This window comes from Klebsiella michiganensis, assembly GCF_002925905.1.
Taxonomy (GTDB): domain Bacteria; phylum Pseudomonadota; class Gammaproteobacteria; order Enterobacterales; family Enterobacteriaceae; genus Klebsiella; species Klebsiella michiganensis.
On record NZ_PRDB01000001.1, the window covers coordinates 1062290 to 1086490 of the forward strand.

The following is a 24201-nucleotide window of genomic DNA, read 5'->3' on the forward strand; positions in this document are numbered from 1 at the left end:
ATGGTCAAAGTATATGCCCCGGCTTCCAGTGCTAATATGAGCGTCGGGTTTGACGTGCTGGGCGCGGCGGTAACGCCGGTTGACGGCACGCTGCTGGGGGACAATGTCTCGGTTGAGGCGGCGACGAGCTTTAGCCTGCAAAACGTGGGTCGCTTCGCCAGTAAACTGCCGACGGCGCCGCAGGAAAATATTGTCTATCAATGCTGGGAGCGTTTTTGCCAGGAGATTGGCAAGAAGGTACCGGTGGCGATGACCCTGGAAAAAAACATGCCGATTGGTTCCGGCCTGGGTTCCAGCGCCTGTTCCGTCGTCGCCGCGCTGGTCGCGATGAACGAGTTCTGCGGCAAGCCGCTCAATGAGAGCCGAATGCTGGCGCTGATGGGCGAGATGGAAGGGCGGATTTCCGGCAGTATCCATTACGATAACGTCGCGCCGTGCTATCTGGGCGGGATACAATTGATGCTTGAGGAAAACGGCATCATCAGCCAGCAGATTCCGGCCTTCGACGAGTGGTTGTGGGTGCTGGCCTATCCGGGTATTAAGGTCTCCACCGCGGAAGCGCGGGCAATTTTGCCGGCGCAGTATCGCCGTCAGGACTGTATTGCCCACGGTCGTCATCTGGCGGGCTTTATTCACGCCTGCTATTCCCGCCAGCCTCAGCTGGCGGCGAAATTGATGAAAGATGTGATTGCCGAACCGTATCGTACCAAACTACTGCCGGGCTTCAGCGAAGCGCGTCAGGCAGCAATGGAAATTGGCGCGCAGGCGTGCGGCATTTCCGGTTCCGGTCCAACGTTGTTTGCATTATGCGATAAACCGGAAACCGCGCAGCGCGTCGCCGACTGGCTGGCTACGCACTATCTGCAAAATCAGGAAGGCTTCGTTCATATTTGCCGGCTGGACACGGCGGGCGCTCGAGTAGTGGGATAACCAATGAAACTCTATAACTTAAAAGATCATAACGAACAGGTCAGCTTTGCGCAGGCCGTCACGCAGGGGCTTGGCAAGCATCAGGGGCTGTTCTTCCCGCACGATCTGCCGGAATTCAGCCTGACTGAAATCGACGAGATGCTGCAGCAGGACTTTGTGTCGCGTAGCGCAAAAATCCTGTCGGCATTTATCGGCGATGAGATCCCGCAGGGCGTTCTGCAAGAGCGCATCGGCAATGCCTTTACCTTCCCGGCGCCGGTCAGCAAAGTGCAGGACGACGTCGGCTGCCTCGAACTGTTCCACGGCCCGACTCTGGCGTTTAAAGACTTCGGCGGCCGCTTTATGGCGCAGATGCTCACCCATATCGCAGGCGACAAACCGGTCACTATTCTGACGGCCACCTCCGGCGACACCGGCGCGGCGGTTGCGCACGCGTTTTATGGCCTGCCAAACGTCAAAGTGGTCATTCTCTATCCGCGCGGCAAAATCAGCCCGCTGCAGGAAAAGCTGTTCTGCACCCTCGGCGGTAACATTGAAACTGTGGCTATCGACGGCGACTTTGACGCCTGCCAGGCGCTGGTTAAACAGGCCTTTGATGATGAAGAGCTGAAAGCTGCGCTGGGTCTTAACTCGGCTAACTCAATCAATATCAGCCGCCTGCTGGCGCAGATTTGCTATTACTTTGAAGCCGTGGCTCAGCTGCCTCAGGAAGCCCGTAACCAGCTGGTTATCTCGGTACCCAGCGGTAACTTTGGCGATCTGACCGCCGGCCTGCTGGCCAAATCTCTGGGTCTGCCAATCAAACGCTTTATTGCGGCGACTAACGCCAACGACACCGTGCCGCGCTTCCTGCAGGACGGTAACTGGTCGCCGAAAGCAACCCAGGCCACGCTGTCTAACGCCATGGACGTCAGCCAGCCGAACAACTGGCCGCGCGTGGAAGAGCTGTTCCGTCGTAAAATCTGGCGCCTGAATGAGCTGGGCTACGCGGCGGTGGATGATGAAACCACCAAAGAGACCATGCGTGAGCTGAAGGCTATCGGCTATACCTCAGAACCGCATGCGGCGATTGCTTATCGCGCGCTGCGCGACCAGCTGCAGGCGGGTGAGTACGGCCTGTTCCTCGGCACGGCGCATCCGGCGAAGTTTAAAGAGAGCGTGGAAGAGATTCTGCAAGAGACGCTGCCGCTGCCGAAAGAGCTGGCTGATCGCGCCGATCTGCCGCTGCTGTCGCATAATCTGCCGGCCGATTTTGCCGCGCTGCGTAAGCTGATGATGGGCTAAGTCTGAATCAGCGCTTCCCTGCTGCGTGATTTGCGGCAGGGAAGCGGTTTTTTTACTGCTCGTGGCGTTTAAAGACCAGCTCTCCGTTACCCGAAGCGTCGGCGTCAAAGAAATAGCCTTCACTATCAAAGCGGGTCAGCTGCTCCGGCTTCGTTAAGCGATTCTCAATGATGTAACGACTCATCAAGCCGCGCGCTTTTTTAGCGTAGAAGCTGATCACTTTAAACTTGCCGTTTTTCTCATCAAGGAATACCGGCTTTATCAGCTGGCCCTCAAGCCGTTTGGGTTTCACCGACCTGAAGTACTCATCAGAGGCCAGATTTACCACAATATCGTCGCCCTGGGCTTTCAACGCCTGATTCAGCTTATCGGTAATAACGTCTCCCCAATACTGATACAGATCTTTGCCTTTTGCGTTCTCAAGCTTAATCCCCATCTCCAGACGATAGGGTTGCATCAGATCCAGCGGGCGCAGAACGCCGTACAGGCCGGAAAGCATCCGCAGATGCTGCTGGGCAAAATCGAAATCGGCTTCGCTAAAGGTCTCTGCCCGCAGGCCGGTATAGACATCGCCCTTAAACGCCAGGATTGCCTGACGGGCGTTGTCCGGGGTGAAATCTGGCTGCCAGTCGTGAAAGCGGGTCGCGTTCAGGTCAGCCAGCTTGTCGCTGATGCCCATCAGTTTACCAATCTGCGGTGCCGACAGCTGACGGGCAATGCCGATAAGCTCCTGAGAGTGTTCCAGTAGCTCTGGCTGGGTATAACGCGTCGTTGCCGGCGGGCTTTGATAATCGAGCGTTTTTGCAGGTGAAATCAGAATGAGCATATCCAGTCCTTACAGGAAATTTTTGACGACTTTAGCAAAAAAACGTCATGAGAGGATCGATAGCTGCGATTGCCGCGCTATTCGCGCGGCAGGTTGTCCCATGTTCCCGGTACCAGCTGCTGATGAATTTCAGGGTAACGGGTGACGTCAAATTCCGGCCGCTGGCCCAGCTTCCGCTGTCGCAGATAATCGCTGGCAATGATGCGCACCGTCGGCGACAGCAGCAGGATAGCCGTCAGGTTAGTTATCGCCATCAGCGCCATGATGATATCCGCCATCTGCCAGACCACCGGTAGGCTGACCATCGCGCCGGTGACGACCATACACAGCGTGAGCAGACGCAGCAGCCAGATGTTACGCAGGCTATCCATGCGGAGAAAAATGAGATTATTTTCGGCATAGATATAGTTTGCGACGATCGAACTGAAGGCGAACAGCAGCACGATAAAAGCGACAAAGCTGGAACCCCAGTCGCCGACGAGGTTGCTCATCGAATGCTGGATAGCCTGAATGCCGCTTGCCGCTTCTTCGTTGCCGTCTCGCGGCGCCAGCATGATGATCACTGCGCTGGCGGTACAGATCACGATGGTATCAATAAAGACGCCAATCATTTGTACGATCCCCTGCGCCGCGGGATGAGGGGGCCAGGAGGCGGCAGCGGCGGCGGAATTTGGCGTCGAACCCATACCCGCTTCATTGGAAAACATCCCGCGCTGAAAGCCGCTGGTGAGCGCCTGGCTGATGGTGTAGCCCACCGCGCCCGCAGCGGCCTCTTGCCAGCCGAAAGCGCAGCGGAAAATGATTTCAAAAATCGTCGGCAGGGCGGTGATATGCCACAGGCCGATAATCAGGCTGGTCAGCACCCACAATAAAGCCATAAGCGGCACGAGCCACTGCATCAGCCGCGCTACGCCGCGAATCCCGCGAACGATGACCAGCAGGGTCAGCGCCGCCAGGACGCCGCCGGTGATAACATCGGGTAAACGAAACGCATACTCCATGGCATGGGCAACGGAGTTGGCTTGTACGGTATTAAAGATGACGCCGTAGGCCAGCAGGAGAAGAATAGAAAACAGCACGCCCATCCAGCGCATGCCGAGTCCCCGGGCCATATACCAGGCCGGGCCACCGCGAAAGTGCCCGCGGGAGTCGCGCTCTTTATAAAGCTGCGCGAGAGAACATTCGGCGAAACTGCTGGCCATGCCGAGCAGCGCCGAGACCCACATCCAGAAAACGGCGCCGGGGCCACCTGCGGCAATGGCCAGCGCCACGCCTGCCATATTGCCGCTGCCCACGCGCGCCGCCAGACTCATACAGAGCGCCTGAAAAGAGGTTAACCCGCCGGGCTGCGGCTGAAGGCTCTTTTTCAGACTTCTGCTAAACTGGCGGATATAACGGAACTGAATATATTTTGTTCGCCAGGTAAACCAAACTCCAGCGCCCAGTAACAGATAAATCATTACCGAGCCCCAGAGTATTTCATTGATAAACGACAGAAAATCAGGCATCAAGCATCCTCTTGCCCATATCGGTGCGCGAGTGTAAGCGCTACCAATCCAGTGACAATCCTTTAGTGTTCAGGGAATTAATTGGCCCAGTTTATCACACTCTGCGCTCATGCATTGTAGGCGGTTGCGCTGCCCCGGCAGCGTGTTATCATCTTGGCAGACCGGTTACATCCCCTTAACTGCTGTTTAAGAGAAACACTATCATGACGGATAAATTGACTTCTCTGCGTCAGTACACCACTGTCGTAGCTGATACCGGAGATATCGCGGCAATGAAGCTGTATCAGCCTCAGGACGCCACGACTAACCCTTCTTTGATTCTCGGCGCGGCTCAGATCCCTGAGTACCGTAAGCTGATTGATGACGCCGTTGCCTGGGCTCGCGGCCAGAGCAGCGACCGCGCGCAGCAGATTATCGATGCTTCCGATAAGCTGGCGGTGAACATTGGTCTCGAAATTCTTAAGCTGATCCCTGGCCGTATTTCCACCGAAGTTGATGCTCGCCTGTCCTATGACACCGAGGCTTCTATCGCCAAAGCTAAGCGCCTCATCAAACTGTACAACGATGCTGGCATCGGCAACGATCGCATTCTGATTAAACTGGCTTCTACCTGGCAGGGCATTCGCGCCGCTGAGCAGCTGGAAAAAGAAGGCATCAACTGTAACCTGACGCTGCTGTTCTCCTTCGCTCAGGCGCGTGCCTGTGCGGAAGCGGGCGTATTCCTGATTTCTCCGTTCGTTGGTCGTATCCTCGACTGGTACAAAGCCAACACCGATAAGAAAGAGTACGCGCCGGCAGAAGATCCGGGCGTGGTGTCCGTAAGCGAAATCTACGAATACTACAAACAGCACGGTTACGAAACGGTGGTTATGGGCGCAAGCTTCCGTAACCTCGGCGAGATCCTCGAACTGGCCGGCTGTGACCGTCTGACTATCGCTCCTGCGCTGCTGAAAGAGCTGGCGGAAAGCGAAGGCGCCATCGAACGCAAACTGGCCTTCAGCGGCGAAGTTAAAGCGCGTCCGGCGCGTATCACCGAATCTGAATTCCTGTGGCAGCACAACCAGGATCCGATGGCGGTAGATAAACTGGCGGAAGGCATCCGCAAGTTTGCGATCGACCAGGAAAAACTGGAAAAAATGATCGGCGATCTGCTGTAATCCCCCATGTGGCCGGCGTCCGTCGGCCACATTAAACTGTCTGCCTTGCTCCCCTCGGTGTATTATTCTGTCTATTAATACTGTTTGAACGGAATAATCATGAACACCTTACGAATCGGCTTAGTTTCCATTTCCGATCGCGCCTCCAGCGGCGTCTATCAGGATAAAGGCATTCCCGCGCTTGAAGCGTGGCTGGCCCGTGCGCTCTCCACGCCTTTCGAATTGCAAACCCGCTTGATCCCGGATGAACAGGTTATTATCGAGCAAACCCTCTGTGAACTGGTCGATGAAATGGGCTGCCATCTGGTCCTGACTACAGGCGGCACGGGCCCGGCCCGCCGTGATGTCACCCCGGATGCGACGCTGGCGATTGCCGATCGGGTGATGCCCGGCTTTGGTGAGCAAATGCGCCAGGTGAGCCTGCATTTTGTGCCGACGGCCATTCTTTCTCGTCAGGTTGGCGTTATCCGCAAGCAGGCGCTGATCCTTAACCTGCCCGGGCAGCCAAAGGCGATTGAGGAAACGCTGGAAGGCGTGAAAGATGCGGAAGGTAACGTGCTGGTGCACGGCGTTTTCGCGAGTGTACCGTATTGTGTACAGCTGCTTGAGGGGCCTTATGTGGAAACAAACGGCGAGGTAGTAGCAGCTTTCCGCCCTAAAAGCGCCAGACGTGAAACATTATCCTGAATTTACCGTATTCCTGATATAACCTGCATCACCAGTGGTGTGTTGTTTTATTTACGATATAGTGTTTTTTACTTTACACCGTGCGTAGAATATCTTCATACCTCTGGATGATTGCCCGTTATGTCACACTACACCCGACCTCTGAATCGACAGGATTATAAAACGCTGACGCTGGCCGCCCTCGGCGGCGCGCTGGAGTTTTACGATTTCATTATCTTTGTCTTCTTCGCCGCCGTTGTCGGCGAGCTATTTTTCCCGGCCGATATCCCGGAATGGCTGCGCCAGGTACAGACCTTCGGCATTTTTGCGGCGGGCTATTTAGCTCGTCCTCTTGGCGGCATCATTATGGCCCATTTTGGCGATCTGGTCGGGCGTAAGAAGATGTTTACCCTGAGTATTTTACTGATGGCGCTGCCTACGCTGGCGATTGGCCTGCTGCCCACCTACGCGTCGGTAGGCATCGTGGCGCCGCTTTTGCTGCTGCTTATGCGCATTCTTCAGGGGGCGGCGATTGGCGGTGAAGTCCCCGGCGCCTGGGTCTTTGTGGCGGAGCATGTACCGGAAAAAAGAATAGGTATCGCCTGCGGTACGCTGACCGCTGGCCTGACGGTGGGGATATTACTGGGGTCGGTCGTCGCGACGCTGATTAATACTCATCTGACTCCTCAGGGTATCCACGATGGCGGCTGGCGTATTCCGTTCCTGTTAGGCGGCGCGTTTGGTCTTGTCGCCATGTATCTGCGCCGTTGGCTCCAGGAGACGCCGATTTTCCTCGAAATGCAGCAGCGTAAAGCATTAGCGCAGGAGCTGCCGGTTAAAGCCGTCGCGCTGAAGCATCAGAAAGCGGTGGTGGTCTCAATGCTGCTGACCTGGCTTTTATCCGCCGGCGTGGTGGTGGTGATCCTGATGTCGCCGGTCTGGCTGCAAAAGCACTACGGTTTTGCCCCCGCAATCACCCTGCAGGCGAACAGTATTGCCACTATCATGCTGTGTATCGGCTGCCTGCTGGCAGGGCTGGCCGCTGACCGTTTTGGCGCCAGCCGCACGTTTATTGTCGGCAGCGTATTCCTCGCGGCGGCAAGCTGGGCGTTCTATCATCTTTCCGGCGATAGCCCGCAGCGCCTGTTCCTGCTTTACGGTGCGGTGGGGCTGTGCGTCGGCGTGGTCGGGGCGGTTCCGTATGTGATGGTGCGCGCGTTCCCGGCTGAAGTGCGTTTTACCGGTATCTCATTCTCTTATAACGTCTCTTACGCCATCTTTGGCGGTCTGACGCCGATTGCGGTGACCATGCTGATGGGCGTTTCGCCGATGGCGCCCGCGTGGTACGTGCTGGCACTGTCGTTGATGGGATTGGGGCTGGGGATCTGGCTGCGCCAGGGGCTGGAACAACAGGTCGCTGCGCCGAAAGCTGAACTGCAGCGCCTGCCGTAAATCGATAGGGCTCACGTCGCCGCTCGCGAACGGGCGGCGACGTTAATTAATGCTTTTCGCCGATTGGCAGAACGGTGCGGCCAAACTGCTCGTTCAGCACTTCACCCATCGCCAGATAGATGGCGCTAGCGCCACAGACCAGACCGACCCAGCCCGCAATCTTAACGATGCCTTCGTTATCAGCCAGGTGACCAATCGCCAGCAGCGCGAACAGCACGGTCAGACTGAGGAAAACAAACTGCAGCATACGCGCGGCTTTCAGGGTGCCAAAGAACATAAACAGGGTAAAAACGCCCCATAGTCCCAGGTACATACCGAGGAAGTGCGCGTTGGGTGCTTCTGCAAGGCCCATTTTCGGCATCAGAAGAATAGCAACCAGCGTCAGCCAAAAAGCGCCGTAAGACGTGAATGCGGTTAAACCAAAGGTGTTGCCTTTTTTAAACTCCAGCAGGCCGGCAAAAATCTGCGCAATGCCGCCGTAAAAAATGCCCATCGCCAGGATAGCTACATCAAACGCGAACAGGCCGCTATTTGCCAGGTTAAGCAGAATAGTGGTCATGCCGAAGCCCATAAGGCCCAGCGGTGCCGGATTAGCCAACTTAGTGTTGCCCATAATTCCTCAAAATAATGATTAGAAAGGGAAGCATTCCCCGTCTCTCAGCGACGGGGCGCGGCATAATAATTAGGCGCTGCGAAACTGTCTATGATCTGGCGGGGTATTTTTCACCAATTTCATTTTTCACCTGATAAAGACTGGTCATTTGCCGTAAACAGGCAATATGCAGTACGGCCGGGATGGTCACGCGATAAGCGCTGCCGCTCACGGCTTTGACGCCATTAAACGCGGCGCCGAGGGGGCCGCCAAGCCCCGCGCCGCGAACCAGACCGTGGCCGATGACGCTAACCGCGGCGTGCGTGCGCAGGATCTTCGCCAGCCGGATTTCCAGAAGGTGGTTGACGCCCTGCGCCAGCTTATTTGTCTGCAGCAGATGGGGAAGTAATGCTTTATGGTCGTTGACCCGACACTCAACGGCAGTGAAGAAGTCAGCTTTCTGCCGATCGTCCATCTTCTTCCAGCTGTGTTCAAGGAAGTGCTCCAGAAGATGCAGTTCTATTTCCGGCGTAGAGGTGTGCTTATCGGCTTTGATTTTTAGCCGCTTGCAGACATCCAGCAAAATTTCCCGGTAGAACTTTCCGTGACGACGCAGCGTGTTGGCGATGCTGTCGCCGCCAAAGTGCTGGAGCTCGCCGGCAATGAGCTGCCAGTTGCGACGATAGCGTTCGGGATGCCCTGCCATCGCCTGGAAAGTTTGATTACGTAATAGCGTGCTTGAAAGGCGCGGCTTTCCATTCTCATTGTGGGTCAGAATTCGGGTGAATGTTTCCAGATGCTCTTCGCTACAGCGATGAAGAAAAGAGAGGTCTTCATCATCCAGATAATTAATTTTCATAAATACCAGATAAGGTGAACAGTAATATTAATCGTCGCCAATGATTTTTAGCGAGGCCATGTCAGAAGAGTTAATCGTGTGGCCAGAAAAAGCGATTTTTTTTACGCAGCGCTTGTTATCGTTGTCGCTATTAATGTTAATCCAGTCGGTGGTTGCCCCCTGTTTGATGGTTGATGGAACGTTGAGGCTCTGGCTGGCGCTATTGCTGGCTTTAAAGTACACCGTCGCGCCGGAGAGCTGGACGTCGCCGCGATCGGCAGTGAGCTGGATACGCTTAATCACCCGGCATACCGGTAGCTTCAGCGTGAGATCGTTAGTCTCATTTCGCGGCATGGCGACAATCCCTAAAATTTTATGATCGTTAGCGGATGCTGATGTTATTAAGGCGGTGCTTAAAAATAACCCTGCTGATATATGAATCAGTGATTTCATGAGGATTTCCTGAATATTGGATGAGTCATAGCGGGGGCGTATTTTATCACCGGAACTTTATTGTCTTTAGCACGTAATCATTGCGGATTATGTCAATTGTTTTATGAATATATTTAACTTTAATTATTATCATTAATTATATTTTGTGCGTTTTTAGGCCCGCTTTCCGGACCGCTTATGAGGCCTGCTTGCCACCCGTCGGCGCGGGCAGGGCAAAAATTTTTTTGTATCCCCCCTTGATGCCGCGGTGGGCGACCCCATCTTGTAGTCAACCGCAGTGAATGAACCTGAAAAAAAATGATGTCTGGGTAGTTGAAACCGCACGTTTCGCCCTTATTACAGGTTCACAACCACATGTTGACTGAATTTTTAGTGGAGACGTTTAGATGGGTAAAATTATTGGTATCGACCTGGGTACTACCAACTCTTGTGTAGCGATTATGGATGGCACTACTGCACGCGTGCTGGAGAACGCCGAAGGCGATCGCACCACGCCTTCTATCATTGCCTATACCCAGGATGGTGAAACTCTGGTTGGTCAGCCGGCTAAACGTCAGGCAGTGACAAACCCGCAAAATACCCTGTTTGCGATTAAACGCCTGATTGGCCGCCGCTTCCAGGACGAAGAAGTCCAGCGTGACGTTTCTATCATGCCGTACAAAATCGTTGCCGCAGACAATGGCGACGCATGGCTTGATGTGAAAGGCACTAAAACCGCACCGCCGCAGATCTCTGCCGAAGTGCTGAAGAAAATGAAGAAAACGGCTGAAGATTACCTGGGTGAACCGGTAACTGAAGCGGTTATTACCGTACCTGCTTACTTTAACGATGCTCAGCGTCAGGCAACCAAAGACGCCGGCCGTATTGCAGGTCTGGAAGTCAAACGTATCATCAACGAACCGACTGCCGCTGCGCTGGCTTACGGTCTGGATAAAGAAGTCGGCAACCGCACTATCGCGGTGTACGACCTCGGTGGTGGTACCTTCGATATCTCCATTATCGAAATCGACGAAGTTGATGGCGAAAAAACCTTCGAAGTTCTGGCGACCAACGGTGATACCCACCTGGGCGGTGAAGACTTCGATACCCGTCTGATCAACTATCTCGTTGACGAGTTTAAGAAAGATCAGGGCATTGACCTGCGTAACGACCCGCTGGCGATGCAGCGCCTGAAAGAAGCCGCTGAGAAAGCGAAGATTGAACTCTCTTCCGCTCAGCAGACCGACGTGAATCTGCCGTACATCACCGCAGATGCCACCGGTCCGAAACATATGAACATCAAAGTGACCCGTGCGAAACTGGAAAGCCTGGTAGAAGATCTGGTTAACCGTTCCATCGAGCCGCTGAAAGTTGCTCTGCAGGATGCTGGCCTGTCCGTATCCGATATCCAGGACGTTATCCTGGTTGGTGGTCAGACCCGTATGCCAATGGTTCAGAAGAAAGTTGCTGAGTTCTTCGGTAAAGAGCCGCGTAAAGACGTTAACCCGGACGAAGCCGTTGCCATTGGCGCTGCTGTTCAGGGCGGCGTCCTGACGGGTGAAGTGAAAGACGTTCTGCTGCTGGACGTTACCCCGCTGTCTCTGGGTATCGAAACCATGGGCGGCGTGATGACTGCGCTGATCAATAAGAACACCACCATCCCGACCAAGCACAGCCAGGTGTTCTCAACTGCTGAAGACAACCAGTCTGCGGTAACCATCCATGTTATTCAGGGTGAGCGTAAACGCGCATCGGATAACAAATCTCTGGGTCAATTCAACCTGGATGGTATCAACCCGGCACCGCGCGGTATGCCTCAGATCGAAGTGACTTTCGACATCGATGCTGACGGTATCCTGCATGTGTCCGCGAAAGACAAAAACAGCGGTAAAGAGCAGAAGATCACTATCAAAGCCTCTTCTGGTCTGAACGAAGAAGAAATTCAGAAAATGGTACGCGATGCTGAAGCTAACGCAGAGGCTGACCGTAAGTTTGAAGAACTGGTACAGACCCGTAACCAGGGTGACCACCTGCTGCACAGCACGCGTAAGCAGGTTGAAGAAGCAGGCGATAAACTGCCGGCTGACGATAAAACCGCTATCGAGTCTGCGCTGACCGCGCTGGAAACTTCGCTGAAAGGTGAAGATAAAGCCGATATTGAAGCGAAAATGCAGGCGCTGGCCCAGGCTTCCCAGAAGCTGATGGAAATCGCTCAGCAGCAGCACGCTCAGCAGCAGGCTGGCGGCGCTGACGCTTCCGAGAGCAACGCGAAGGACGACGATGTTGTTGACGCTGAGTTCGAAGAAGTGAAAGACAAAAAATAATCGCCCTTTGAACGGGTAAAACACTGGCACGGGCGAAGAGGTTTCCTCTCCGCCCGTGCACGCATGTTAAGGGGCTGAAAAACACCAATGGCAAAGCAAGACTATTACGAGATTTTAGGCGTTTCCAGAACAGCGGAAGAGCGTGAAATCAAAAAGGCGTATAAGCGCCTGGCCATGAAGTATCACCCGGACCGTAACCAGGGTGATAAAGAGGCTGAAGCTAAATTCAAAGAAATCAAAGAAGCGTATGAAATCCTGACCGATGCCCAGAAGCGTGCAGCCTACGATCAGTACGGTCACGCCGCGTTTGAGCAGGGCGGCATGGGCGGCGGCGGCGGTGGTTTTGGCGGCGGCGCGGATTTCAGCGATATCTTTGGCGATGTTTTCGGCGATATCTTTGGCGGCGGACGCGGTCGCCAGCGCGCAGCGCGCGGCTCGGACCTGCGCTATAACATGGATCTGACGCTCGAAGAAGCCGTTCGCGGCGTAACCAAAGAGATCCGTATCCCGACTCTGGAAGAGTGCGACGTTTGCCACGGCAGCGGAGCCAAAGCGGGTAGCCAGCCGCAGACTTGCCCAACCTGTCACGGTGCGGGCCAGGTCCAGATGCGCCAGGGTTTCTTCGCCGTTCAGCAGACCTGTCCGCATTGCCAGGGGCGCGGTACGCTGATTAAAGATCCGTGCAATAAATGCCACGGTCATGGTCGCGTTGAGAAAACCAAAACGCTGTCGGTTAAAATCCCGGCGGGCGTCGATACCGGCGACCGTATTCGTCTGGCAGGTGAAGGTGAAGCGGGCGAGCATGGCGCACCTGCTGGCGATCTGTATGTACAGGTCCAGGTTAAGCAGCACGCCATTTTCGAGCGTGAAGGAAATAATCTGTACTGCGAAGTCCCGATTAACTTCACCATGGCCGCTCTCGGCGGAGAGATTGAGGTTCCGACGCTGGACGGTCGTGTAAATCTTAAAGTGCCGGGCGAGACGCAGACAGGTAAGCTGTTCAGGATGCGCGGTAAAGGCGTGAAGTCCGTGCGCGGCGGTGCGCAGGGCGATCTGCTGTGCCGCGTGGTGGTTGAAACTCCGGTTGGTCTTAACGATAAACAAAAGCAGCTGCTGAAAGATCTTCAGGAGAGCTTTGGTGGACCAACGGGTGAGAAGAACAGTCCGCGCTCTAAAAGTTTCTTCGATGGTGTGAAGAAGTTTTTCGATGATTTGACGCGCTAATTGCTATTCATTTCCTGACTTTCTCCAAGCCCGGGCCTTCGTGCCCGGGCTTTTTTCTATCCGGCTTCCACACTATTTAAATTAACCTATTATTTATCAGGGCTAACAATTGATTTATTTTGAGTATTATCTATATTGCTTTTTTCATTTTTAGAGGCCTGCAGCGGATGGGATCGAAAGGTGCCAATAAGGATTTTGATTATAATTTAATCAAGACTCTTGACGCTGTTATTTCGGCTGGAAATGCTGCTAAAGCAGCCAAAAAACTTGGAATTACCCCTTCTGCCGTGTCATTGGCGCTCCGCCGTTTACAAGGGTATTATCAGGAAGAGTTGTTTGTTCGTGGTAAAGATGGTTTGTTACCTACCGCGAAGGCGATTGAAATCTATCAAAATTTCCGTCAGGTGATGGAATTGGTAGAGAGCACATTTATTTCCGACAAAAAAGATAACGCTGACGCCAGGATGACTATTTTAGGCGGAGATATCGTTGAGACTTACTACCTCTCTCAGCTTTATGCAGACGATATCTTTGAGCACGTGTTACTAAATCATTATTCATCACGAAATCTTTCCCGCGAGGTGCTGGCTGATTTACTACTCACTGCGGAATGCGATCTTCTGATTAGCAGCGAGCCGTTGAATATCCCGGGAATTGATAATCAGCTTATCGACAGCTTCAGGAGCTTTGTTTGCATTTTCGCCAGCAACCATATCCTGAGTACCTTACCTCATATCTCATTACATCATTTCTATTCTTCTCGTCACGCGATGTATCAACTGGGTAGGTATTCTCCGATGATTATAAATGATAAAGGCCTTTTTAAAGATAATCTTTATTATAAAGGATCGCGCATTATCGGCTATCGCACCGATTCACTTAATGGGATGTTAAGTATGATTGAACGCACCTCATTAATCGCATTAATGCCGTTAAAGCTGGCACTTTTTTATAAAAATCAGCGCAAATATGATATTAAGTTTGTTCAGCCGCCACCTGAACTCACGTTCAAATCTATACAGATTTATGCATCATGGGACAAAAATAGTAAAAATATATCCATCATTAACGAAGTTGTCTCCCGGTTACACACGCTGTCATCATTTCGTCGCTGAGGAGTATCTTTTCAAACACTATATCAAATATGGTTTGGTTTGATACTCTTTGATTATTTTAAAATAGTCAACCTACCTACACTCTGGTGGTGCCTTTTTATATGAGTTAATCAAGGAGTGTACTATGTCTATTCCCAACCATCTCGAAACCACGGAAGTCGTTTTGCTGGAAGTCGAAATATTGTTCACAATTATTGCTACCGGCGCCTGGGGGGGATTTGTTAGCTATCTTATCCGCCGTGATAGGCAAGAGGGTGACGATCATTCCCATAAGGGAATCATGCACTGTTTGACCCAAGTGGTGGTTTCCTGTTTTACCAGTTTTTTGCTCAGCGCTGTAGCGATTGAAAAAGAGCTTAGTTTTAATATGGTGCTACTCGCCGCCGGTCTTGGCGGAGTATTTGCAGGGCCGATTTTAAAAATTCTTGGCGAGAAAATTAAAAAAGCGCTGGACGACGCAAAAATACATTAACTACATCTTTAATGTATATCGATCATGATAAAAGGCTCATCCCTGAGTCTTTTATTAGCTATAATTAAATAATCGTGTTATTTGACTCTGGCTTTCATCCAGCCAAAAATGAACTCTTCATTTTGTCTATTTTTTTCAGTGATATCCAGGTAGTAGGCGCCCTGGCTACAGTTGAGCGCTTTGACTAATACCTCCTCCCCCTGCTTACCACGTAAGGTCAGAAAATACTTGAGGGCCGCGAGCGTTCGGGGCCAATCTTGCCATCGGTTTTGATATCCTGGTAGCTTCTTTCTTCCCGATTTAGTGCATTTAGCCAGCGCTGTAGCCACACGCAGGGATAGTGGGGGCCAATATTGACTGCGGCATCGCAGAGTTCAAAGGAAATGGGCCAGGAGAGTGTTGATATCTGCTCGAAGCCAGGTTTAATCCAATAATCTTCTTCGAGAATAGAAAATGCTTCAGTTCGCGTCAGGTTGATCATCTCACCGGTATAACCATGGGCCCGGGCTGTCGCCTCAGTGATTCCCCAGTTGGTTGCACCACCTTTATCTTTCGGGTTCAGGCTGTAACCACCTTCCATCGCCAAAATGCCATCAATGATTGGGTTCATTTTTTCTCTCCTTGAATTAATGAATATGCAAATACATCACTGTACCGAGGGTGACAGAAAAGACCGTGGTTAATGCTGCCAGCGTCTTTCTGAAAACCTGTCGTTTGTTTTCTTTCTTCTTGCTTTCCATTGCTTTAATAGGGATCTCTTTATTAACTTGAATGCCTTGTCTTGGGATGGTGATAAAGAGATCGTTTATTCCAAGCGACTTCAGATCTCGTCTGAACAGGTAGAGTATTTGCGTTAAATTTGCATCATTGACAAAATGGCTACGACTTCCCCATAACTCTGTGGTTATTTTTTGGCGCTCAATAATATCCATATCAGCATTTTCGATGATGAAGCTAAGACACTTCGCCCTCATTGCCGTCATTTTAATGACCTTTGAGTTGGAAGCGGTTCTCAGTTCATACTTTCCTTCATTATAAACGCAATTGTCGTTGATGAGATAAGTTTTCATATTGTCGTCCTTTAGATATGATCCTGTTTGCTTGCGTTAAATATATTGTACGAGAATTGTCTTAATCTATTACTTGTCATCCGTATTATTGTAATGTCATTTGATGGTGAGAGCTTAATCACATAATCTCATGTAAGTTAAATGATATTTAACTAGATGATTAATGATATTTACTATGCTGCTGATGTTTTAATCCCGTTTTGATGAGATGCGTTTACCTGCTGATGAGCCGGAGATTATTACTATCATTTTGGCCTCATAAATTAGCGTGAAGCCTGTCTCGAAAACGTGATGTTTTGTGATTAGCCATCGCCTCGTAAGGATTGGATTATTGGCCCGGCAGAACGAACTGCGACAATTTTTCAAACTTAAAAGGAAATTAAAAATGGCTACCAGCAAATTGATTCAAGGCGATACGCTGACCGAAACCAGCAACGCCGCAGACGGCTTTAACCCGGCAACAGAAGTGAGCGCATACAGCTATACCTCCGCTCGCGTCGCTAAACCGGTCTATAACAAATACAAAGCTTCCACCACCAAACCCAAAGTCTTCGGCTACTACACCGACTGGTCACAGTATGATGGTCGTCTGCAGGGCGATGATTCAAAAGATAACCGCGGTCGCGGCTACGACCTGGCCAACGTTTCTCCTACCGCCTACGACAAAATCATCGTCGGTTTCGTCGGCGTGACCGGCTTCCACAAAGTAGACAACCTGTGGCGCGACGTGGTTGCCGAAGGTGCCGATCAGTGCGGAAAAGTGAAGTACGAGCCCACCTTTCTCGACCCGTGGGGCGACTTCCAGTCTTACGTTAACGTTGGCCATACCGTCAGCGGCTGGGATGTCGATCCGAAGACCGTGACCCAGAGTAATACTAAAGGCCTGCTCGGCGGCCTGCGCGATCTGCAGGCCAAAGCGAAGCAGCAGGGCCACGACCTGGTGCTGTCCATGAGCATCGGCGGCTGGAGCATGAGTAACGGTTTCCATGAAACCGCCGCGTCTGACGCCGCGCGTAAGGTCTTTGCCAAAGGCGTGGTAAAACTGTTCAAACAGTTCCCGATGTTCAGCGAAGTGGATATCGACTGGGAATATCCGAACGCCGAAGGCGCTGGCAACCCGTACGGCCCGGAAGACGGCGAGAACTACGCCCTGCTGATTGGCGAACTGCGTAAGCAGCTGGACGCCGCAGGCCTGAGCAACGTCAAAATCTCCATTGCCAGCTCGGCGGTGGTCAAGACGCTCGGCTACTCTAACGTCAATGCGCTGCTGGAAGCGGGCCTGTACGGTATCAACGTCATGACCTATGACTTCTTCGGTACCCCGTGGGCGGAGAGCGTGACCCACCACACCAACCTGAAGGCGCTGGAAGAAGGCGGCTGGGGGGTGGATACCGTTGTCGGCCATCTGCTGTCCGAAGGCTTCCCGGCAGAGCGCATCAACATTGGTTACGCTGCCTACACCCGTAACGGGCGCAACGCGGAGCTGGAATCCCTGTCCCCGCTGAAAGGCACCTATAACCCGGGCACCGGCACCACCGCAGGCTCCTTCGAATCGGGTACCACCGAATGGTACGACATCATTTATAACTACCTGGATCTGGAAAACCAGAAAGGCCGTAACGGCTTCAACGTCTACACCGACAAGGTTGCCGACGCGGACTACCTCTACAACCCTGACAGCAAACTGTTCATGTCCCTGGATACGCCGCGCACGGTGAAAGCCAAGGGCGAATACGCCGCCAGCCTCGGCCTGGGCGCGCTGTTCACCTGGACAATCGACCAGGACAACGGCGTGCTGGTTAACGCCGCCCGTGAAGGTCTGGGCTATGAAATAGCGTCTGAAGTTATCGATATGGAGCCGTTCTATTTCGAAGGCATCAACGTCGACCCGGCGGATGAACCAGATGAAGAAGATGCGACTACCGACGTGAACCACGCGCCGAAAGCCGCCGTTGAACTGCGCGTCGTCGGCGGCTCTACCGTACAGCTTTCCGGTGAAGGATCCTCTGACGAAGATAAAGACGATATCACCTTCAGCTGGGGGGTTCCGTCTGAAATCACCGTGGCTGACAAAACCGTTCCCGTGATCGAGTTCGTCGTTCCGGACGTTTCCGTTAAAACCAACTTCCAGTTCACCCTGTTTGTCCGGGATGTCTGGGGTGAGCCTTCTACCCAGCAGCGTTTCGTGCTGGTCGCCGTTCCGGCTGCGTCTCAGATTCAGCCTGAGCCGGAAGAGGAAGATAGCGTTGTGCCAGTAGAGCCGGAAGAAGATACCACGCCGGCAGAAGATGAGACTTCCGGGGATGACGCGACTACGCCTTACCCGCTGTGGGATGCTGCTACCGTGTACGGTGGGAACTGGGGATCATTCGAAACGGTAAGCTGGAAAGGCCATAACTACCAGGTGAAATGGTGGTCTCAGGGCGACCAGCCGGATCTGAACTGCGCTGCGGGCCAGGCGTGGACTGACCTTGGTGCTTACTAATCCTTTTCATTAAAGGAAAAGGATTGAGTTCAACAATACAAGCCCCGGAAAACCGGGGCTTTTTCCACCAGGGAACGAGGAGTGTTGTCAATGACGGTCTCGATTAAAAACAGCCAGATCGATGTGAATAGCTGGTATCAAAAAATCACGTTAACCATCACCAATGAAAATAACCGTGCCGTGGATATGAATCATGCGGTCATTAGCTTTACTGGGTCCGGCCATCAGGATCCGTGGGGAAATTTTGGCGGTACCCTCAAAGGGGACATGCCTCTTACGTTAAGCGGTAAATCACAGGGGACCGTTGACGTCAATGAAATCATTATTAATAACAGCCGGCAGCTGTTACTGCAGCCGGGCGAAAGCGGTACGTTATTCTTCAGTTTTGCCGCCACTCAGGTTCCGGTAAAACTCTCGACCTTCACATTAACTCTGGCCTCTTCGGCACAAGACGAGACAACGGATGACGCTGCAGATGAGGTTGAGCCAGAACCTGAAGTTCCCGCCGATGATGATACTGATAGCCTGAAGCCCGAACCTGAAGACAATATCCCTGCTGATGAGGAAACGGATGAGGTTGCTCCGGAACCTCAAGAGCAGGGCGATGATGCGGTTGAGGAAGAGGAAGGGATAGTTATTGCGGCAAGCCAGCTGAGTACGACCAGCTGGTATCAGCGCGTCACCCTGACGCTGACCAATCTCTATTCCCACTCTATCGATCTTAATCAACTTAAGCTGGAGTTTACCGCCAGCGGGCATCCCGATCCTTACAGCCCGTTCAGCGGTTCTTTGCTCGGCAATAAGCCCGTGACGCTGGGCAGCGACGGCGGTTGGCCCATCGAGAAAAATACGATTACCATTCATCATGATGGCGAGTTCTGGCTGACGGCCGGGGCCAGCGCCGAGCTGCAGTTCTTTCTTTCCGCGACCCAAACTCCGGTCACGATGAGCGGCTTAACCGCAACCCTGGCGCACGATCCTGGCCGTCAGGGGACGATTGAAATTCAGTTTCCACCGTTGGCGGAAAGCACAACCCTCAAGCCGACCATCGATCTGCGCTATCCAGACGCAACATCACAACGCTTTGCCGGCGAGTGGGGACAGGCTTTAGTCATCGGCGATCTTAGCGCCGGCGATTACGCTATCACCGTGCTGGAGCTGTGCAATGATGATATGCGGATCGCGCCTGTTGAATCGACGTATCCGCTTAAGCTTGTTTCCGGCCATGACGCCCAGACCTGCCGGGTTGCGTATCAATCGCCAGTACCGTTGGCTTCGGTACGCCTGACTGTCGATGCCCCTGAGTTCATCGGCGCGGAAATGGTGGTTGAGCTGTGGACGGAATCTGGCGTCTGCGAAAGAACCCTGACAATGCCCGTCAATCAAATGCAGCTGGTGACCCGGCTTACCGCGGGGCACCGCTATCAGATGGGTTTGCAACCTGCGGTTATCAATAACCAGATGGTGACGACTCCCGCCCAGCCGACTATTTTTACCCCTGAACAAGGGGTGGCGAAAGAGGTCCTCGTCGGTTTCCGGCAGACGGAGGTTGATAGCCATGATTTTGTTGAGGTTCAGGCCACTATACTGGGCTTGCCTGAGGGCGTTTCGCCCCAGCGCTATCGGTTCTGCTATGGGCAATATCAATATACTCTGATGCTGGAGAGCACTCCCCATCTGCAAACGCTGGCGATGCCTATGGCTCCTGGCCAGTACAGCGTTGAGGCGCCAGAGGTTTATCTCTCCGGGACGCCGTGGCGCTGTGAACCGGACGCGCCGCTGCGGCTGTTGCAAAGCGTCAACCATATCACCCTGGAGTTTGTTCAGGGCGTTCCCTTGCAGGTTAAAGGCTGGCCAAACTATCTCGCCCACGGTGGCGTGACGGTGAATGCGGCGGACACCGTATCGCTATACCGCGACGTCCCCTTCAGCGCCCTGTTTAAATACGATGGTTTTGATGGCGGCGGTGACCCCGTCCCGGCTGCGGAAGTGGATAAAAACGGCGACGGCTTTCTTGATTATGATTCGCTCCCGATTCACAAAACCGTTCCTCTGGTACGTGAGATTGAAAAAGAGGCGGGCCGTTGCGTAATGCCGGTCATGGTGGTGTATACCGCCAATGCCAGCGGCGGCAGCGCGCTCGCCGATCTCCAGGACGCTCAGCGGTTGCGTAACCATTTTGGCAACTTCATCACCCAGTGTCTCGCGGCGCAATCCTGGAAGGATGACGAGCATCCGGTTCCTGCCACCTTTGTGCTGAACCCCGATTTTCTTGGCGCGATGCAGCAGGAGCCGTATGGCTACGCTGCGGTGCGTCAAGCGAATAGCATGCAGGTTAATGTCCAACTGGCGGCCGCGATTAACGCTTTGCCTGCGCTTCCGGGATTCAGCGCGCCGGTGTTGCCGACTTTCTCTAACGATCTCTACGGTTATGTCCAGGCGATCAACTACCTTGTGCGGCAGTTCGCGCCGGATGTGGCATTCGGCTGGCAGACAAACGTATGGGCGACAGGAACGGCAGATTGGGTACTCAGGCCGAACGCCGATCCGGCCGCGCAGGGGACCGCTATCGCCAACTTTATCAATGAGCTGGGTGTCTATAGCGGTGAGTATGCGCCAGACTTTATCGCCTTTGATAAATTTGAGCGCGATTGCTTTAGCCCTGATGCATTAGCGCACTATGCCTGGAACGCGACCTGCTGGTTTAATTATCTGGGGATGGTAAAACACGCGGCTAAAGCGCTGCGTAAACCGGCAATGCTGTGGCAAATTCCGGGCGGCCATATGCCAACCGTGGATGAAGGCAACAGTAAAATTGCCGCCGCGCATTACGCATCGGGCGGAAGCTTCTTCATGGGCGATGCGCGTATTGGCTGCGATCTCGATACCATCGCGTCAGATCTGCTCAATACGACGGTGAATAGCGCAACTTACGGCGCGGCGACCGTCGGTGACTTTTTACGCCAGGATAAGGGTTACGACTGGGGGCAAATGCAGGCATTGAATCTACCCGACTACCATGTTTTCTCAGTACTGTGGGGCGGCGGCTCGACGGTAAGCATAACCACCATTCACTCTAATGGTGAAGATGGCGGTTGGCTTGCAGATAAAATGGTTGAGTATTATACCGCACCGGCCTATTTCAGTTAATGTCGCATTTACCCCGCCATAGCGCCTGAAAAATGCATCGCTGTTCATAGTGATTCAGAATATTTAATTTCTGAATCACTATTTTTTAGTGTATTTTTATTTCGTAAGAGATAGTTTCAGCAGTTATTTTATTGTTATGTTAATTTTTTGTTTTGCGATTTATTTGTGGTTGTTGAAGTTTATATTAAGAATTTGCGCTTTGTGCTAAGTATTGCGTTTTCGTGCTTGCGGCTAAAAATATACTTCCGGGAGGATGTTTATAATGAATTGAAGATAACCTCCGTTAAGTATATCTTGGGGTAATCTATGATTATGGTAATAATGAAAAATGAAATTAGACGTTGCTGAAAATGATAATGGGAATACCCTGCATTCCTATCTTTTTTCCCAACAGGCTAAACCGCATGCAGCGCTTGATGCACTCTTCGCCTCGCTATGGCCCTTCGGTAAACCTTTTAATTTGGCTCCCGGAGATGAGTTTTTACTGAATTCAGACGGGGAAAATAAAATTGTGTTGCTGGAGTCCGGTATATTTTCGTTTTGCCGCTGTGGCAGCGGACTTCATGTTAATTCCTCTTTTGCTCCCGCCATTATCGGATTAGTCGATAGTTATGGGGTGACTTACAATGTTCCGACCCGGCCAGAACACTTTCTGATAGCGGAAACGAAGTGCAGCGGACGCGCAGTGTCTCTGCCCGACTTTATCAAGACTGTTGATGAGTGCGATCTGTGGCACGATGTCGCACGAATACTTGCCTATCGTCTGATGGTCATGAGCGTACGCGATCGTGAACTGGTTGGCGTGGACTCTTATCTGAAGGTGAGATCGTTATTAATCGAGCTTTGGGCTTATGCCAGCGAATATCGACAAAGTATTAATGTGCTTAACTTCATTCAACGCCGAACAGGAATATCCCGTAGCCGTACCATGAAGCTTCTCTCTGAACTGAAAAAAGGCGGCTATATAACTATTGATGGCGGCCGTTTAATAGATATGAAAAAATTACCCACGGCTTTTTAATACTTTTCAGGGCAAAGGTGTTTATTAGATTAGTAGTCACCTTTTAAACTTTCTTGGTACAGCAATCGTCGAGATATTCATATATTGATTATCCTGTCAATCATGCTAATGACGTAAAGAGAGATTTCCCATTGGTATAGTTTTTAAATATCTTATGGGGCATAAAAAGCGTCGACGATCGCGGCAATCGCTCATGCTTCATCCCATTCACGCTAAGCTAATACGCATAACCATGAAGATGGCGATACGGATTCTTTCCTTATGGCCGTTGAGGATGGGGCTGGCGTACCTCTGACTTCCTGTTCGGACAACGCAGCGCCCCCACTGACGATCGGACGGCCAATCTCTTAACGAGGGTTAATTCGTAAAAATCGAGTCTAATGGCAATTTAAAACTGATTTTTTCGAGGTTTCCGCATATGTATTATACTTTTATCGAGTTGTTTGCGGATAAGGTGAGGTAAAAGTGAAACATCTGCAGCGTTTTTTTCAGAGCGATGCTTCCGGGGGCATTATCTTAATCCTGGCCGCCATCATGGCCATGTTATTAGCCAATACCGGCATGACCAGCGGCCTGTATCGCTCTTTTCTGGAAACGCCCGTCCAGCTGCGCGTAGGTGCGTTAGAGATCAACAAGAACATGCTGTTGTGGATTAACGACGCGCTGATGGCGGTATTTTTCCTGCTTATCGGTCTGGAAGTGAAGCGTGAAATGAATCAGGGGGCATTGGCCAGCCGTCGCCAGGCGGTGTTTCCGGTGGTCGCGGCGTTGGGCGGCATGGTGGTGCCGGCGCTGGTCTACCTGGCGTTTAACGGCCAGGATTCGATTGCCAGAGAAGGGTGGGCAATTCCGGCCGCCACCGATATTGCCTTCGCGCTGGGCGTACTGGCGCTGCTGGGGAATCGGGTGCCCGCCGCGCTGAAGATTTTCCTGATGGCGCTGGCCATTATCGACGATCTGGGCGCCATTATTATTATTGCGCTGTTCTATACGCACGATCTTTCCGTCGTCTCATTGGTTGTCGCTGCCGGAGCCATTGCTGTGCTGGCGGGGTTAAATCTGTGCGGCGTACGGCGTACCGGGATCTATATTCTGGTGGGCGCCATACTCTGGACCGCGGTTCTTAAGTCGGGGGTTCACGCAACGCTGGCTGGGGTCATTGTCGGCTTTATGATCCCGCTAAAAGAGCAGAACGGCAAATCGCCGGCGAAGCAGCTTGAGCACGTGCTGCATCCGTGGGTGGCATTCCTGATCCTGCCCCTGTTCGCCTTCGCTAACGCGGGCGTTTCTTTGCAGGGCGTCACGGTCGAAGGGCTGACCTCACTGCTGCCGTTGGGTATTATTGCCGGGCTGTTTATCGGCAAGCCGTTGGGTATTAGCGTCTTCTGCTGGCTGGCGCTGAAGCTGAAATGGGCTTCGTTACCCGAAGGAACTACCTGTAAGCAAATTATGGCTGTCGGCATCCTGTGTGGGATTGGCTTCACAATGTCGATTTTTATTGCCACCCTGGCCTTCGGTAGCGTCGACCCCGGATTGATCAACTGGGCCAAGCTTGGCATCCTGATTGGATCGATATTATCGGCCGTCACGGGATACATAATATTGCGTAAGCGTGTAACGGATTCGGGCTACGCGGCTTAACATCTCACGGAGAG

19 protein-coding genes and 1 pseudogene are annotated in these 24201 nt (G+C 52.5%); 13 read left to right on the forward strand and 7 right to left on the reverse strand.

All coding sequences use genetic code 11. The annotated features are described in order from the left end of the window. Complete coding sequence (gene thrB / locus CDA56_RS05220; protein WP_004128739.1) at positions 1-930, forward strand: homoserine kinase; 930 nt, start codon at positions 1-3, stop codon at positions 928-930. 3 nt (positions 931-933) lie between these two features. Continuing rightward, positions 934-2214, forward strand: coding sequence for a threonine synthase (gene thrC / locus CDA56_RS05225; RefSeq protein WP_004098452.1), 1281 nt, complete (start codon positions 934-936; stop codon positions 2212-2214). Positions 2215-2266: 52 nt separating this feature from the next. Here the strand turns inward: thrC and yaaA are convergent, their stop codons facing one another. Both yaaA and CDA56_RS05235 read right to left on the reverse strand, forming a co-directional pair. Then, a complete protein-coding gene (gene yaaA / locus CDA56_RS05230; protein ID WP_102803624.1) occupies positions 2267-3040 on the reverse strand; it encodes a peroxide stress protein YaaA in 774 nt (257 codons plus the stop codon). 77 nt (positions 3041-3117) lie between these two features. Then, complete coding sequence (locus CDA56_RS05235; RefSeq protein ID WP_049069364.1) at positions 3118-4548, reverse strand: alanine/glycine:cation symporter family protein; 1431 nt, start codon at positions 4546-4548, stop codon at positions 3118-3120. Between the two features lie 203 nt (positions 4549-4751). Between CDA56_RS05235 and tal the strand changes: the two genes are divergently transcribed. From tal to CDA56_RS05250, 3 genes are all read left to right on the forward strand, one after another. Beyond that, positions 4752-5705, forward strand: a complete 954-nt coding sequence (gene tal / locus CDA56_RS05240) for a transaldolase (protein ID WP_004098458.1) — start codon at positions 4752-4754, stop codon at positions 5703-5705. A gap of 99 nt (positions 5706-5804) precedes the next feature. Beyond that, positions 5805-6392: a molybdopterin adenylyltransferase gene (mog, locus tag CDA56_RS05245; RefSeq protein ID WP_004098459.1), complete on the forward strand. Its 588-nt coding sequence runs from the start codon at positions 5805-5807 to the stop codon at positions 6390-6392. 120 nt (positions 6393-6512) lie between these two features. Further along, the gene (locus CDA56_RS05250) at positions 6513-7823 is read left to right on the forward strand and encodes an MFS transporter (RefSeq protein WP_014227850.1); all 1311 of its coding nucleotides are present in this window, start codon (positions 6513-6515) and stop codon (positions 7821-7823) included. A 46-nt stretch (positions 7824-7869) separates the two neighbouring features. Here CDA56_RS05250 and satP read toward each other — a convergent pair whose 3' ends face one another. The 3 genes from satP to CDA56_RS05265 form a co-directional block, all read right to left on the reverse strand. Continuing rightward, positions 7870-8436 (reverse strand): acetate uptake transporter, encoded by a 567-nt coding sequence (satP, locus tag CDA56_RS05255; protein ID WP_014227851.1) that lies wholly within the window; start codon positions 8434-8436, stop codon positions 7870-7872. An 88-nt stretch (positions 8437-8524) separates the two neighbouring features. Beyond that, on the reverse strand, positions 8525-9274 hold the full coding sequence (gene msyB, locus CDA56_RS05260; protein WP_102803625.1) for an acidic protein MsyB: 750 nt from the start codon (positions 9272-9274) through the stop codon (positions 8525-8527). Between the two features lie 27 nt (positions 9275-9301). Further along, the gene (locus tag CDA56_RS05265; RefSeq protein WP_102803626.1) at positions 9302-9706 is read right to left on the reverse strand and encodes a DUF2541 family protein; all 405 of its coding nucleotides are present in this window, start codon (positions 9704-9706) and stop codon (positions 9302-9304) included. A 386-nt stretch (positions 9707-10092) separates the two neighbouring features. Here CDA56_RS05265 and dnaK point away from each other — a divergent pair, with 386 nt between their 5' ends. The 4 genes from dnaK (at position 10093) to CDA56_RS05285 (ending at position 14820) form a co-directional block, all read left to right on the forward strand. Then, complete coding sequence (dnaK, locus tag CDA56_RS05270; protein WP_004128758.1) at positions 10093-12009, forward strand: molecular chaperone DnaK; 1917 nt, start codon at positions 10093-10095, stop codon at positions 12007-12009. An 87-nt stretch (positions 12010-12096) separates the two neighbouring features. Next, entirely contained in the window at positions 12097-13233 is a 1137-nt protein-coding gene (dnaJ, locus tag CDA56_RS05275) for a molecular chaperone DnaJ (protein ID WP_014837364.1), read from the forward strand. A gap of 167 nt (positions 13234-13400) precedes the next feature. Beyond that, a complete protein-coding gene (locus CDA56_RS05280) occupies positions 13401-14348 on the forward strand; it encodes a LysR family transcriptional regulator (protein ID WP_025106854.1) in 948 nt (315 codons plus the stop codon). A gap of 124 nt (positions 14349-14472) precedes the next feature. Continuing rightward, the gene (locus tag CDA56_RS05285) at positions 14473-14820 is read left to right on the forward strand and encodes a phage holin family protein (protein ID WP_014227856.1); all 348 of its coding nucleotides are present in this window, start codon (positions 14473-14475) and stop codon (positions 14818-14820) included. A 77-nt stretch (positions 14821-14897) separates the two neighbouring features. Here CDA56_RS05285 and CDA56_RS05290 read toward each other — a convergent pair. Together CDA56_RS05290 and CDA56_RS05295 are read right to left on the reverse strand one after the other, a co-directional pair. Continuing rightward, positions 14898-15430 (reverse strand): annotated as a pseudogene (locus CDA56_RS05290) (glycoside hydrolase family 108 protein). 16 nt (positions 15431-15446) lie between these two features. Next, positions 15447-15890 carry a winged helix-turn-helix domain-containing protein gene (locus CDA56_RS05295; RefSeq protein WP_103814844.1) on the reverse strand — a complete coding sequence of 148 codons (444 nt, stop codon included), beginning with the start codon at positions 15888-15890 and terminating at the stop codon, positions 15447-15449. A 385-nt stretch (positions 15891-16275) separates the two neighbouring features. On the opposite strand from CDA56_RS05295, the gene CDA56_RS05300 reads away from it, so the two are divergent. From CDA56_RS05300 to nhaA, 4 genes are all read left to right on the forward strand, one after another. Further along, complete coding sequence (locus tag CDA56_RS05300; protein ID WP_104011296.1) at positions 16276-18375, forward strand: glycoside hydrolase family 18 protein; 2100 nt, start codon at positions 16276-16278, stop codon at positions 18373-18375. A gap of 90 nt (positions 18376-18465) precedes the next feature. Further along, the gene (locus tag CDA56_RS05305; RefSeq protein WP_102804051.1) at positions 18466-21525 is read left to right on the forward strand and encodes a chitinase; all 3060 of its coding nucleotides are present in this window, start codon (positions 18466-18468) and stop codon (positions 21523-21525) included. A gap of 328 nt (positions 21526-21853) precedes the next feature. Next, positions 21854-22546: a winged helix-turn-helix transcriptional regulator gene (locus CDA56_RS05310; protein ID WP_025108496.1), complete on the forward strand. Its 693-nt coding sequence runs from the start codon at positions 21854-21856 to the stop codon at positions 22544-22546. Positions 22547-23011: 465 nt separating this feature from the next. Then, on the forward strand, positions 23012-24187 hold the full coding sequence (gene nhaA / locus CDA56_RS05315) for a Na+/H+ antiporter NhaA (protein ID WP_025108497.1): 1176 nt from the start codon (positions 23012-23014) through the stop codon (positions 24185-24187). Positions 24188-24201: the final 14 nt, after the last annotated feature.